The following is a 13,689-nucleotide window of genomic DNA, read 5'->3' as shown; positions in this document are numbered from 1 at the left end:
CGCCCGAATTCACGGCCAGCGCCTATAATCGGTGGTGAGCCTGAAAGCCTGATCGCATGACCATCACCGAAGACACCCGTCCCGCCCTGGGCCTGCCCCAGATCCAGTCGCTTGCCGCGGCCGACATGGCCGCCGTCGACGCCCTGATCCGGCGCCGGCTGTCCTCGGACGTCGTGCTGATCAACCAGATCGCTGACCACATCATTTCCGCCGGCGGCAAACGCCTGCGCCCGATGCTGGTGATGCTGGCCGGCCATGCAGTCGGCCAGGCCGGCCCGGAGCACCACCAGCTGGCGGCGATCATCGAGTTCATCCACACCTCCACCCTGCTGCACGACGACGTGGTGGACGAATCCAGCCTGCGCCGTGGCCGCAGCACCGCCAACGCACTGTGGGGCAACGCGCCCAGCGTGCTGGTCGGCGACTTCCTGTACTCGCGCAGCTTCCAGCTGATGGTCGAGCTGGAGCGCATGCCGGTGATGCAGATCCTGGCTGACGCCACCAACCGCATCGCCGAGGGTGAAGTGCTGCAGCTGCTGCACGTACACAACCCGGACACCGACGAAGCCGCCTACCTGCGCGTGATCGAGCGCAAGACCGCGGTGCTGTTCGCCGCCGGCACCCGCCTGGGCGCGCTGGCCAGCGGCGTGGATGAAGCGACCCAGCAGGCCCTGTTCGACTACGGCATGCACCTGGGCTACGCGTTCCAGATCGCCGACGACGTGTTGGACTACTCGGCCAACGCCGAGGAGCTGGGCAAGAACCTGGGCGACGACCTCGCCGAGGGCAAGGCCACGCTGCCGCTGATCCACGCGATGGCCCACTCCGACGACGCCACCCGCGAGCGCCTGCGCACCATCGTGCAGGACGGTGACGCCTCGGCCATGCCGGAAGTGCTGGCCGCGATCCGCGCCACCGGCGGCCTGGAGTACAGCCGCGCGCGTGCAGAGGAATATGCCGAAGCCGCCGAGCGCGCGCTCGATGGCCTGGGCGACAACGATGCCGTGGCCGCCCTGCGCGGCCTGGCCCGCTACGCGGTGCAGCGCTCGCATTGACCGGCTGAGGTGTGCCGACCAACGGTCGGCACCCACCAAACCGGCATTCCGGTGGGTGCCGACCGTTGGTCGGCACTGAAGCATCGGTAGTGCCGGCCGCTGGCCGGCATTCCCGATGACATCCGCAGCATCATGAGGTTGCCGGCCAGCGGCCGGCACTACCACTGCACGAATCAACTTTTCTCGAAGCGTTCCTCGAAGAACTCATCCAGCGCCTTCCACGCGCGCTTCGCCGCCCGCTCGTTGTACTGGCACCCCGGCGGACTGTTGGCATCGCGCTCGGCGAAGCAGTGCACGGCACCGCTGTAGTTGGTGAACTCCCAATCGACCTTGGCCGCGTCCATTTCCTTCTGGAAGCCAGCGATGTCCTCGGCAGTCACGCTCCTGTCGTCGGCGCCGTTGAGCACCAGCACCGACGGATGGCTGCCACCGGCCTGCGCCGGCAGCGGTGAACCCAACCCACCGTGCAGGCTGACCACACCGGCCAGCGGCGCACCGGCACGGGCCAGTTCCAGCACCGTGGTGCCGCCGAAACAGAAGCCCACCGCGCCGATCCGGCCGGCATCGAGCGGCACCTTGCCCGCCTGCGCCCTGAGCACGTTCACCGCCTCCAGCGCACGTGCGCGCAGCAGCGGCCTGTCATTGCGCAGCTTGGTTGCCACCGGCCCGGCCTCGGCATCGGTCTTCGGCCGCACGCCCTTTCCGTAGACATCGGCCACCAGCACCACGTAATCATCGCCGGCCAGCTGCTTGGCCTTTTCGACCGCCGATTCGTTCACGCCCTTCCAGTTCGGCACCATCACCAGACCCGGGCGCTTGTCGTTGTCGCCGTCGTCATAGACCAGCACGCCACTGAAGGTCGTGCCCTGGTGTTTCCATTCCACCGGCTGGGTCTTCATCGCCGCCCACGCCGGCATCGCCGCCAGCCCCAGGATCACCGCCACACCGCATCGCCAACGATTCATGCGCCTGCTCCACCGAGAGGGAACCCGGAGTGTACGGGGCCGGCGTGAAGCCGAAGCACGCAATGCAGCCCCCACTTCAGATCCAGACGAACAGGCCGATAGCTAGTGTCCAGCTGTGTGCCCCCCCCTTCCCCAACAAGGATGTCCCGTTTCGTGAAAAACCTGGGTTCCACTTCGCTTGCCTCGCTTGCCCTTCTGCTGCCTGCTGCCCAGCTGAGCGCCAGTCCGCTGGACGAGACTTTCACCGCGTTCAGCCGCTGCGACGCCAGCTTCTTCTCCAGCCTGCACACGCACGCAGATGCATGGGCCGCGCACGCATCGTTGGGTGGGACAGGCACGATCAACTGGATCGAGACCAAGGATCGTTCCGAGACCACCAACGAGGTCCAGCTCCGTGGCGGACCCCGCATCGGCGGCCCGCCGGTCGCCACCTACTTCGACAACACGTCGGACCTGGGCGTCCTGGGTCGTTATATGAGCTGGGGGTTCACCTTCGATGCGCCACTGGACACGGTTGTCAAGCACCTGTCGCCCTTGATCGAACATGCCGAGCGCCTGCAGGGCGATCGCGGAATGCATGCCCGTAGCGAGGTCCGCGCAGGCGATCAGTGGCTGCCCACTTCCAATCGCGGCGGCATTGCCTCCGGACGCATGCTTCTGGAACGGGTGCTGATGGTGGAATCCAGCGGCGGCAGGACCATGGTGGGATGTTCGCTGCAAGGGGCGGTAGATGCAGATGTCATGGCCCAGCTCCGCCCCGACGTACCCGCTGCCGATCGCCCGCAGCCGCAGGCGGCCGGCCGGCAACTGGAAGATGTGCCGGTTATCAAGGCTGTTGTTGATGGCGTGGACAACCCGTTGCTGGCCCCCCGGTTCACATCGCTGACCTACCGCTACCGGATCAAGGGAAGGGCCCCCTCCACTACTCCGACCACCATTACGATGGTGGCCGACAACGGCCTGTTGAAGATCACCGAGGACTACACCTCGTTCACCATGCATCGGCTGTCAAAGGCAAATCTCTTCCAGCTGGCATCCATGCGCGACGCTGCGATGACCCTGCAGACCCGGTCGCTGAAGCAGGATCTTCCCGCAGCGTGGACACCCGGCAGCCGGTTCCGCGCAGAGACGACGATGGTCTTCTATCCGGAACGCAGCACTTCCAAGCCACTCACCACCACGCTGTCCTGCGTGATCGGAGAACGCTTCCCGGCACGCGATGTATCAGCCTCGCTTTCTGGCGATGCGATCCGGCTGGAGTGCAAGGTCGACGGCGATCGCAGTGTTCGTGCCTTCATCGAGGACCTCGGCATCGCGATCTCCCTGGAATCGCATGGCAAGTACGGCTCATCGGTCTACGACATCATCGATTTCCAGGTGGTACGCTGATACGCCGCGCCGCACGGCCGGCCTCGATGCGCGAAGCCGGCTGTGCCTGCCCTGCTCTTGGCATCTTCCGATGACCCTTGTTGATCGCTTTCTGTCTGGCCTGATTCCGCGCTTGCCCGCCGAGGATGCTCCGCAATGGGCGTGGGTACAGGGTGCCACTGTCGAAGACCTACAGCGCCTGCGGGCGCAGTGGCCACAGGTCCCTGACAGCCTGATGGAACTGTTGTCGCGCGTGGATGGCACCCATTTCCGCGAGTATCCAGGCGGCGAGGTGTGCGTGCTGATGCTCGGCTCCGATGTCGGCGACTATCCGTACTACCTGCGCTCGGTCGCACAGATCTTCGAAGACCAGCAGCAGTGGGACGACAGCATCCGTTCGATCTACGAAGAGTGGCTGGATGACGAACCGGAGATCCTGGGTGAGGGCATCGACGCCGATCTGCCGATGAACCGCCGCCTGTGCTTCTCGCACTGCATGAACAACGGCGGCACGTCGATGCTGTACCTGGATTTCGACCCGGGGTCGGGCGGCACGGTCGGCCAGGTGGTGCGCTACCTGCACGATCCGGACAGCTACGCGGTGATCGCGCCCAGCTTCGACGCCTACCTGCAACAAATGATTGATCGCGATTACGCGTTCATCGACCAGGACGAGGATTGAAACCCAGCCGAGCATGGGCTCGACTCTACAGTAGATCCACGCCATGCGTGGATGGCGCTCTCACCCGCGTTCGATCCAGTGCAACGTGCCGGGCGCGAACGCCAACAGATCCGCCGCGGCGAGCTGATCCCGCGACCAATGATGTTCCGGCGGCTTCGGCTGCCGGCCCCCCACAGAGCCGTCGTAAACACGCACCAGAAGTCCGATACGCGCCGCACCCACACCCAGCAGGGCATCAATGCGCTGCAGCCATTGGCCGGCGTCGGCAAGAGCTCTATCGCGGCACACCTGCTGATCCTGTTCATGCCGCGCCAACTGCTCGGACAGCGCGCGAGCGATCCTGGCCTCACTCCAGCCCTTCTTCCGCCAACGTTCGGCATCGCCCTTCCATTCCGGCTGCACACTCGTCGAGGCCAGCGCGGTGCCGCAATCGCAGTGCGCGGCACTCAGCCACGGCTGCCAATCCGGGCCCACCGCCGCCTGCAGGCTCGGTGATGCCTGCGCGAACAGGCGCCGGCCGCTACGGGTGAAGACCGCGGCGGCCGCGTCGTGCGGCAATGACGTGGGCAGGAACACGGTGATGAAGGTGCACATGCGGGCATCCGGGTCCGTCCGGGGATGCCTGCATGATAAATGCACGATGGGGTCAGAGCCCTTTCCTGCGGAAAGGGATCCGACCCCTTACCCGATGCCCAACCCCGGAATCGCGCTGATGCTGTCCGGATCGAAGCCGGCCAGCTCGGCGAAATGACGGCCACGCGCCACGTAGTCGCGGTACGCACCAAAGCTCGGTGCACCCGGCGACAGCAGCACCACCCCGCCCTGTTCGCCCAGCGCGGCGCGCGCCAAGGCCATCGCCTCGGCGAGATCGCCCGCCGCATGCAGGCCGAAGCGACCGGCGTCGGCCAACGGCTGCAGCATCGCGTGGATGCGCGGGCCGTTGCTGCCCATGGTCACGATCTCCACCGGCGGCACATCGTGCGCCATGTGCTGCATGAAATCGGTCCAGTCCAGGCCACGGTCATGCCCCCCCACCAGCAGCGCGATGCGCTGGCCGGCGAAGCACTCCAGCGCGGCCAGGCTGGCATGCGGCGTGGTGCTGATCGAATCGTTGACGTAGGTCAGGCCATCGGCCATGCCGATGCGCTGCAGGCGGTTGGGCAGCGGACGGAAGTCCTGCACCGCCGGTGCCAGCGCTACGGCATCCAGCCCCAGCGCTTCCAGCGCGGCCAGCACCGCGCACAGGTTGCCGCGGTTGTGGCGGCCTGGCAGCGGCGTGTTGCAGGTATCAAACACGGCCTGCTCACCGCGATGCACGATGTCGCCGCGCATGTGCCAGCCCTGCGGCTGGTTGAACCAGACCACTTCGCTGTCGGGCAGCGACAGCGCGGCCAGGTGCGGATCGGCGGCGTTGAGCACAGCGATGCGCGGTGCAGCTTCAGTCACCAGCCGCAGCTTGTCTTCGATGTAACGCTGTTCGCTGCCGTGCCAGTCCAGGTGTTCCGGGAACAGGTTAAGCACCACCGCCACCTGCGGGCGGGCGCCACTGCGTGCCACCTCACCGGTCTGGTAGCTGGACAGTTCCACCGCCCAGTACTCGGGCGCGGGCTGGGGATCCAGCACTTCCAGCAGCGGCAGGCCGATGTTGCCGACCAGGCCGGTGCGATGGCCGGCGGCACGCAGCAGGTGCGCAACCAGCGCGGTGGTGGTGCTCTTGCCCTTGGTACCGGTCACGCACACGGTGTCGTGCACGATGCCATCGTCGGCCGCGTGTTCGGCGAACCACAGCGCGGTGCCACCGATGAAGCTGGTGCCCTGCCCTGCAGCCGCCATCGCGATCGGCTGGTAGGGGCTGATGCCGGGCGATTTGATCACCACGTCGAACGCGGCCAGCGCTTCAGCGGAAGGCTCGCCACGCACGTCCAGCGCGCCCTCCGTTTCCGCACGCGCCGCCTCGACCTCGGACACCGGGCAGAACAGGCTCAATGCCAGCGTGGGCAGGCGCGCGCGCAGCACCGCAAACGCGGCGCGGCCCTCACGGCCCCAGCCCCACAGCGCGACGCGCTTTCCTTCAAGCTTCGAAATCTTCACGCACCCGTTCCCACAGCGCAGCTGGAACACGGTGCTCGCCCTGCAGCTGCAGCAGCGGTGCCAGTTCCAATTCGGCGGCATCCAGCTGCGGCTGGATCTCGTTGCAGAAGCGCTTCACCAGCACGTCTTCCTTCCACTCCGGGCGCTGTGCCAGGGTCGCCATCGCCGCACGCGATTCGCGGCCTTCGCCCACGCACTCGAACGGCTTGTGGTCCTGGAATTCCAGCAGCGCATCGAAGCCACCGGCCTGCTCGGCATCGTCCAGCAGGTTGCGGCCGAAGATGCGCACCAGGCGCGTCTTGGGCATGAACGGGGCCAGCGCCAGGAACACGAAATGGCATTTCGGGCAGACGCCGCACCAGCGGTTCACCGGGCGCTCGCCGAGGATGTGGAAGTTGCGGTTGCAACTGGAGAAATGCGCGTCGTAGAAGTCACTCTTGGCGAACTGGCGGGCCACCGCCAGCTCGGACATCGGGCGCAGCAGCGAGTAGTACTGCAGGTCCGCCGCCACGTACTTCTGCACATGGCTACCGAAGGCCTGCTCGCAGGCCCACCCCTTGGACCACTGGTGGTTCACTTCGCCGGTGCCTGGAATCTGGCTGCCGTAGCTGGCCGAGCGCTCGTTGGAGAACACAACCTGGTCCACGCCGTGCAGCAACGCGGCCAGCACCATGATCGCCGAGTTCACCACCGTCACCGGGATATGGCCGTTCCAGGCGCCCTGGCGGTTCAACTCGAACAGTTCCGGTGCCAGCGTGCGGCCCAGGTTCAAGGTCGGCAGGCCAGTGCGCTCGGCGCACGCACGGATCAGCTGCGAGCCACCGATCCAGGTCACGGTCTCGTCCACGCCGGCACGGCGCAGCGCTTCGATGCTGACCAGCGAATCCTTGCCGCCGCCGATGGCCACCAGCGCGTGCGGCTGCAGGCCCAGCGCCGGCGCCTGCGCAGCTACGCCCTGCACCGGCAACCGGAAGCGGCCGCGCAGGTTCAGGCCGTTGCGGTAGGCGAATTCGCCCAGGCCGTTGAGGTAAATGGTCTCCACCAGCGCGGCGGTATCGGCATCGATGCTGTAGCTGTCGATGCTGACCGTATCCGGTACGCCGGCCTTGTAGTAGCTGACACCGGCGATCAGGTGCAGCAGCTGCAGCGCGCGCTGCACGGCGGCGCTACGCGCTTCGTCCAGCACGAACGGGGCGCCGGGCACGGTGATGGTTTCCACCATCTCCGGGCCGTCATCAAAGGCGTAGACCAGCCTGGCCACGCCGGTATCCGCGGCGAATTCGCAGCGGACGAAGCGGAAGCGGGAAACCTGGTGTTTGTCGAAAGCAGTCATGGTGTATCCGGTCAGGCACGGGCCCGCGCGATGGCGCGGGGCGTGTCGGTGGGCGGGTGCAGGGCGCGCGCGGTGGTCATTCGATCACGTCTTCGCGCGGCAGCATCCGCTGGTTGTAGGTGTTGGCCATCACATAGCCGTACGCGCCGGCGTCGGCGATCAGCATCACGTCGTCCGGCGCGGTCGACACCGGCAGCTTGCGGCGCTTGCCGAACACATCGCTGGATTCGCAGATCGGGCCGACCACATCGAACGCCGCTTCGGCATAACCACCCTGGCGGCTGAGGTTCTCGATGTCGTGCCAGGCGTCGTACAGCGCCGGGCGCATCAGCGTGTTCATGCCGGCATCCAGGCCCACGCGGCGCACGCCGTCCTTTTCCACCACCTGGGTGGCATGGGTCAGCAGCACGCCCGATTCGGCCACCAGGTAGCGGCCCGGCTCGATCGCCAGGCGGAATGCCGGGTGCAGCGCCTTGACCTCGGCCAGGCCCTCGGCCCAGGCGTCCAGGTCGAACGGCTCGTCTTCGTCGCTGTACGGAATCGGCAGGCCGCCACCGATGTCGATGGTGTGCACGCTGCCGATGCGGCGGGCGAAGCCGGCCAGCTCATCGCACATCAGGCGCCAGTGCTGCGCGGTTTCCACGCCACTGCCCAGGTGCGCATGCAGGCCGACCACGCGGCTGCCCAGCTCGGTGGCCGCGCGCACGAACTCGTCCACGCGGGCGATCGGCAGGCCGAACTTGGACTCCTTGCCGCCGGTGCGGACCTTGGCATGGTGGCCTTCGCCACGCCCCAGGTCGACGCGCAGCCACAGCTCGCGGCTGCGGAACAGGTCCGGCCAGCGCTGCAGCGCTTCGACGTTGTCGACGGTGACGGTCACGCCAAGGGCGAACGCCGCCTCGTACTCGCTGCGCGGGCAGAAGCTGGGAGTGAACAGCACGCGCCGCGGCGACAGCTCCGGCAGGTGCTGGAACACATGCTTCAGCTCGCCGTACGAGACGCACTCCAGCCCGAAGCCCTCGGCTTCCAGCAGCTGCAGGATGGCCGGGTGGCTGTTGGCCTTGATCGCGTAGTAACGCTGGTCGATCGGCTTGATCGCGGCCAGCGCGCGGGCGCGGGCGCGCACCGTCGGCAGGTGGTAGACATAGCGCGGCGTACCGGCATCGGCCAGCTGCAGCAGGTGCGCACGCTGGCCGCGCCACCACGGCGTGCCGCGCGGGCGCACGGTGCCGGCAATCTCGCGCCAGCGCGGGCCGAACACTTCGGTTTCTTCCACCGGCATCGCACCGCTGTCGATCAGCTCGGCATGCAGGATCGGCAGCAGGCCATCGGCATCGGCCTCGTCGATGACGAAGGTCAGGTTCAGGTCGTTGGACGACTGCGAAATCATGTGCACGCGCTCGCGGCCGAAGGTGGCCCACACGTCCGACAGCTTGTGCAGCAGAGAACGCATGCCACGGCCGACCAGGGTGATCGCCGCGCACGGCACGATCACCTTCACCTTGCAGATCTGCGACAGGTCGGCCGACAGCGCGGCCAGCACATCGGTGTTGACCAGGTTCTCGGACGGGTCCAGCGACACGGTGACGTTGGTCTCGGCCGAACCGATCAGGTCCACCGACAGGCCATGCTTCTTGAACAGGTTGAACACATCGGCCAGGAAGCCGACCTGCTGCCACATGCCGATGCCTTCCATCGACACCAGCACGATGCCGTTGCGGCGGCTGATCGCCTTGACGCCTGGTACCGGTGCAGCACTGCCGTCAATGCTGGTGCCCGGCAGTTCCGGACGCTCGGTATCGAGGATGGCCATCGGCACGCCTGCATCGCGGCACGGCTTGATCGAGCGCGGATGCAGCACCTTGGCACCAGTGGTGGCGATTTCCTGCGCCTCGTAGTAGTCCAGGCGGGTCAGCAGGCGCGCGTCCGGCACATCCTTCGGGTTGGCACTGAACATGCCCGGCACATCGGTCCAGATTTCCACGCGGCTGGCGCCGAGCAGCGCGCCGAAGTACGCCGCCGAGGTATCCGAGCCACCACGGCCGAGGATGGCGGTACCGCCATCGGCATGCCGCGAGATGAAACCCTGGGTGATCAGCAGGCGGGTCGGCTGCGCGCGGAAGCGCTGCATCCACTCCGCGTCGGCACGCCACTGGCAGTTCACCGACAGGCGCTGTGACCAGTCGCTCTGGTTCGGCTGCGGCGGCATCGCGTCCAGCCACTGGCGGGCATCCATCCAGCCCATGTCCAGGCCCGAGGCGTGCAGGTAGGCCGCGCCCAGCGTGGACGACAACAGTTCGCCCTGGCCCAGCACTTCGGCCTGCCACTGCAGCGGACGGGTGGCCGCACGCGGGTCGTCGAGCAGGCCCTGCAGTGCCGCCAGGCGCTCGGCCAGTACTTCGCGGCCCAGGCCCAGTTCGGCCAGGAAGCCTTCATGGCGTTCGACCAGCGCGGCCACGCGATCGCGGCTGTCCGGCGCGCCATCGGCGATCGCGGTCAGTTCGTTGGTGACCCCGGACAGCGCCGACACCACCACCAGCACGCGCGAGCCGGTCTCTTCCGCGCGTTTTTTCGCCAGCTTCCCGATCGTGTCCCAGCGGTGACGACGCGACACCGAGGTGCCGCCGAACTTCAGTACGATCCAACGATCGACAAGGGGGGAAGCTGACATGGATTGGCTATGTAGAATGTGGGGAAGCCGCCCTCGGGGGCGGAACCTTTGATTCTAAGCGCAATATCCCCGTAGATGGCCCTCCTCCGTTACCTGCAGCTCGATGTCTTCGCCTCCCGCCCCGGAACCGGGAATCCACTGGGTGCCCTGCTGGACGCCGATGCGCTCTCCGGCGAGCAGATGCAGGCCCTGGCCGCCTGGCTGAACCTGTCCGAGACGGTGTTCTTCCTGCGCCCCAGCGCGCCCGGCGCCGACTACCACATCCGCATCTTCACCCCGACCCGTGAGCTGGCCTTCGCCGGCCACCCGAGCGTCGGCGCGGCCTGGGCGGCGGTGAGCTGCGGCCTGGCCCAGCCTCGCGACGGCGCCCTGCTGCAGCAGTGCGCGGCGGGGGTGCTGCCCGTGCGGGTGAGCGGCCCGGCCGAGGCACTCCAGATCCAGTTGGCCAGCCCACCGGCGCGGCAACTGGCGACTGGCGCAGATGCGGCACCCGAAACACTGCTGGCCCTAGCCGCCAACGGGCACGTGCCCGAACTCTGGGACAACGGCGCGCGCTGGTGGCTGCTGCCGCTGCGCGATGCCGCCGCTGTGCGCGGCCTGGCGCCGGACATGGCCGCCCTGCGCGACTGGAGCCTTGCCACCGAGGCCACCGGCGTGGCCGTATTCGCCGACGAAGCCGGTACCGACCACACCCGTGTGGTGCGCGCATTCTGCCCCGCCGATGCGGCCAGCGTGCCGGAAGATCCGGTCACCGGCAGCGCCAATGCCCTGATCGCTGCCTGGCTGCGGCAGCGCAACGCCCTGCCCGGCCGCGAGGGCCACTACGTGGCCAGCCAGGGCCGCGAAGTCGGCCGCGATGGCCACGTGCAGGTGCAGGTCGACGCGCAGGGCACGGTCTGGATCGGCGGCCAGGTGCAGCCGGTCATCGACGGCCACCTTCGCTGGTAGCGCACGAAAAAAGGGGACGGAGGGAATTAAGTCGCTTATGGCACTTGGGGCACAAGCGACTTAATTCCCTCCGTCCCCTTTTTTGTGCCCCGCGCTACGCTATGCCGCCTGTCTACTGGAGTCCCGCCCGATGTCCACCCGCCGTTTCCTGCAGCTGGATGTGTTCTCCCCGCGCGCCGGTGCCGGCAATCCGCTGGCCGTGGTGCTTGATGCCGAAGGCCTGGACGATGCCAGCATGCAGGCCATTGCGCGCTGGACGCGCCTGCCCGAGACCACCTTCGTGTTCCCGCCGCAGGTCGCAGGCGCCAGCTACCGGCTGCGCATGTTCAGCCCGCAGAAGGAGGTCCCGTTCGCCGGCCATCCCAGCGTCGGCACCGCGCATGCGGTGCTGCAGGCGGGCCTGGCCGCGCCAGTCGACGGCGTGCTCGTGCAGGACGGCATCGCCGGTGCGCTGCCGCTGCGCGTGAGCGGCGAGGGCGCGCAGCAGCGCATTGCCATCCGCACCCCGCGCGCGCAGCTGGCGGAGATCGCCGAGGCCACCGACCCGCGCCTGCAGGCGGCGCTGAAGGATTGGCCGCTGGGCTCGCTGCCGCCGGCGCGCATGCAGGGCGGGCGCAGCTGGTGGGTGGTGCAGGTGGCCGATGAAGCGGCACTGCGCGCACTGCGCCCGGACTGGGACGCGGTCGCGGCTCTGGCCGAATCCACCGACAGCATGGGCGTGTTTGCCTACGCCTTCAGCGATGGCGGCGAAGGCTTCGATCTTGCAGTACGTGCCTTCGTCGGCAATGGCCGCCGCTTCGAGGACGCCGCCTCCGGCGCGGCTAATGCCGTGCTGGCCGCGTGGCTGGACCTGCGCGATGCGCTGCCCCGAGGCCGTGCACCGTTCGAAGTCAGCCAGGGCCGCGAAGTCGGCCATGACGCGCGCCTGACCCTGCGGGTCGATGAAGACGGCGAGGTCTGGTCGGGCGGGCAGGTGCAGACGGTGATTACCGGCACCCTTGATTGGTGATCGCGCTGGCGGGTGGTAGAGCCGAAGGCAGCGGCAGGAGCCGCTGCCAACGTCGGACGCGACGGCCCGGAGGGTGGGGACCAGGAAGGCCGCCATAACGCTGGCCGGCTGCTACATGGACCCCGGCATCATGCGGTTGCCGGCCCGCGGCCGGCACTACCGTGGCTCAGCCCAGTTCGGCTTCCAGGCTGATCGGCACCGCGCTCAGCGCCTTGGACACCGGGCAGTTCTGCTTGGCGTCATCGGCAATGGCACGGAACTGTGCGGCGTCGATGCCCGGCACCACGGCCTTCACCTTCAGCCGGATCTGCGACAGCTGCGGGCCGCCCTCCAGGGACAGATCGACCTTGGCCTCGGTGTCCAGCGAGGTCGGGGTGAAGCCGGCCTCACCAAGCTTGGCCGACAGCGCCATGGTGAAACAGCCGGCGTGCGCGGCGGCGATCAGCTCCTCCGGATTGGTGCCCTTCTCGTCGCCGAAGCGGCTGTTGAAACCGTAGCGGGTCTTGTCCAGCAGCCCGCTCTGCGGCGTGCTCAGCTGTCCCTTGCCCGACTTCAGATCGCCTTCCCAGTGCGCGGTGGCGTGTCGCGAGATTCCCATGTGCTGCTCCTGCGTGGCGGTGATGAACGGCCACTCTCGCACGGGACGCGTTAGCCCTGCGTCGCTCCGCCGCATGCCGCACGTCCGCCGGACATCGGACAGCTGGTCACTTCTTCGCCAGACTGACGCGGACTTTTCCCTTGTTTTCAGTGGTTTCGCACATTCCAGCAACGGGCAGGCAGCAGCCATCGCGCACGCTGCAGCGCCCCCGCCCCCCACCGCCGGCCATGTACTGAATCGGCCTGGATATGAAAAAACATGCACTTTCCGCGCTTCGGGCTATTGGCGGCGCCCGAGAGTTGCCCTACATTGCGCTTGCCGACGGGGTTCGGCGCCGACCACACAACCAACCGTTCACGGAACAGGAAACCATGGCAAAGACCGCTAAGAAGGCTGCCCCGAAGAAGGCAGTGAAGAAAGTCGCGACGAAGGCAGCCGCCAAGCCGGCCGCTCCGAAGCCGATCAAGGAAGTGCTGACCAAGTCCGGCCTGGTTGCACACATCGCTGAAGCCTCCGGCGTCATCGCCAAGGACGTCCGCGCTGTGCTGGCCTCGCTGGAAAGCGCCGTCGCCTCCTCGGTGCACAAGAAGGGCGCTGGCTCGTTCACCCTGCCGGGCCTGCTGAAGATCACCACCGTCAATGTGCCGGCCAAGCCGAAGCGCAAGGGCATCAACCCGTTCACCAAGGAAGAGCAGTGGTTCGCTGCCAAGCCGGCCACCACCAAGCTGAAGGTGCGTCCGCTGAAGAAGCTGAAGGACGCCGCGCTGTAAGCGCGCGCCCCAACGCGGATTCCGACGGGACGGCTCTGGCCGTCCCGTTTTTTTTTGTCCGCACCACACCCCGCAACACAGCGTTGCCGCGGCCCCGGCAATCCCCGTACAGGCCCGCCAGCATTGGCTGCCGGTGCTCCGCAAAGGGCGCGGAACGTACCGGGTGGAACACTGCGTGCAGCGCCGGCCGTCGCCGCCA

12 protein-coding genes are annotated in these 13,689 nt (G+C 67.6%); 6 read left to right on the top strand and 6 right to left on the bottom strand.

From position 1 onward, the window contains the following. Positions 1 to 56: 56 nt before the first annotated feature. On the top strand, positions 57 to 1,055 hold the full coding sequence (locus AC5P8F_RS00805; RefSeq protein WP_005408451.1) for a polyprenyl synthetase family protein: 999 nt from the start codon (positions 57 to 59) through the stop codon (positions 1,053 to 1,055). Between the two features lie 173 nt (positions 1,056 to 1,228). Here the strand turns inward: AC5P8F_RS00805 and AC5P8F_RS00800 are convergent, their stop codons facing one another. Next, a complete protein-coding gene (locus tag AC5P8F_RS00800; protein WP_495227542.1) occupies positions 1,229 to 2,020 on the bottom strand; it encodes a dienelactone hydrolase family protein in 792 nt (263 codons plus the stop codon). Between the two features lie 153 nt (positions 2,021 to 2,173). Between AC5P8F_RS00800 and AC5P8F_RS00795 the strand changes: the two genes are divergently transcribed. Both AC5P8F_RS00795 and AC5P8F_RS00790 read left to right on the top strand, forming a co-directional pair. Further along, entirely contained in the window at positions 2,174 to 3,409 is a 1,236-nt protein-coding gene (locus tag AC5P8F_RS00795) for a hypothetical protein (RefSeq protein WP_495227541.1), read from the top strand. Between the two features lie 70 nt (positions 3,410 to 3,479). Continuing rightward, the gene (locus tag AC5P8F_RS00790) at positions 3,480 to 4,070 is read left to right on the top strand and encodes an SMI1/KNR4 family protein (RefSeq protein ID WP_049441098.1); all 591 of its coding nucleotides are present in this window, start codon (positions 3,480 to 3,482) and stop codon (positions 4,068 to 4,070) included. A 60-nt stretch (positions 4,071 to 4,130) separates the two neighbouring features. Here AC5P8F_RS00790 and AC5P8F_RS00785 read toward each other — a convergent pair whose 3' ends face one another. From AC5P8F_RS00785 to AC5P8F_RS00770, 4 genes are all read right to left on the bottom strand, one after another. Then, positions 4,131 to 4,664, bottom strand: a complete 534-nt coding sequence (locus AC5P8F_RS00785; protein WP_495227540.1) for a hypothetical protein — start codon at positions 4,662 to 4,664, stop codon at positions 4,131 to 4,133. An 87-nt stretch (positions 4,665 to 4,751) separates the two neighbouring features. Next, a complete protein-coding gene (murD, locus tag AC5P8F_RS00780; RefSeq protein WP_495227539.1) occupies positions 4,752 to 6,161 on the bottom strand; it encodes a UDP-N-acetylmuramoyl-L-alanine--D-glutamate ligase in 1,410 nt (469 codons plus the stop codon). Further along, the gene (gene murL / locus AC5P8F_RS00775; protein ID WP_014646280.1) at positions 6,142 to 7,494 is read right to left on the bottom strand and encodes a UDP-N-acetyl-alpha-D-muramoyl-L-alanyl-L-glutamate epimerase; all 1,353 of its coding nucleotides are present in this window, start codon (positions 7,492 to 7,494) and stop codon (positions 6,142 to 6,144) included. Before murL ends, murD begins: the two co-directional genes overlap by 20 nt. 76 nt (positions 7,495 to 7,570) lie before the next feature. Beyond that, positions 7,571 to 10,165 carry a bifunctional aspartate kinase/diaminopimelate decarboxylase gene (locus AC5P8F_RS00770; protein ID WP_014646279.1) on the bottom strand — a complete coding sequence of 865 codons (2,595 nt, stop codon included), beginning with the start codon at positions 10,163 to 10,165 and terminating at the stop codon, positions 7,571 to 7,573. A gap of 75 nt (positions 10,166 to 10,240) precedes the next feature. Between AC5P8F_RS00770 and AC5P8F_RS00765 the strand changes: the two genes are divergently transcribed. Next, positions 10,241 to 11,113, top strand: coding sequence for a PhzF family phenazine biosynthesis protein (locus AC5P8F_RS00765; protein WP_014646278.1), 873 nt, complete (start codon positions 10,241 to 10,243; stop codon positions 11,111 to 11,113). Positions 11,114 to 11,243: 130 nt separating this feature from the next. Beyond that, a complete protein-coding gene (locus AC5P8F_RS00760; RefSeq protein WP_053496181.1) occupies positions 11,244 to 12,122 on the top strand; it encodes a PhzF family phenazine biosynthesis protein in 879 nt (292 codons plus the stop codon). 166 nt (positions 12,123 to 12,288) lie between these two features. On the opposite strand, the gene AC5P8F_RS00755 is transcribed toward AC5P8F_RS00760, so the two are convergent. Then, positions 12,289 to 12,720, bottom strand: a complete 432-nt coding sequence (locus AC5P8F_RS00755) for an OsmC family protein (RefSeq protein WP_014646276.1) — start codon at positions 12,718 to 12,720, stop codon at positions 12,289 to 12,291. 371 nt (positions 12,721 to 13,091) lie between these two features. Between AC5P8F_RS00755 and AC5P8F_RS00750 the strand changes: the two genes are divergently transcribed. Continuing rightward, positions 13,092 to 13,490 (top strand): HU family DNA-binding protein, encoded by a 399-nt coding sequence (locus AC5P8F_RS00750; protein WP_010483539.1) that lies wholly within the window; start codon positions 13,092 to 13,094, stop codon positions 13,488 to 13,490. The last annotated feature ends 199 nt before the right edge of the window (positions 13,491 to 13,689 follow it).

The organism is Stenotrophomonas sp. YJH_SMC_69 (genome assembly GCF_059370495.1).
The sequence above is the reverse complement of the archived record's forward strand: the minus strand, read 5'-3'. Positions and strand labels throughout refer to the sequence as shown.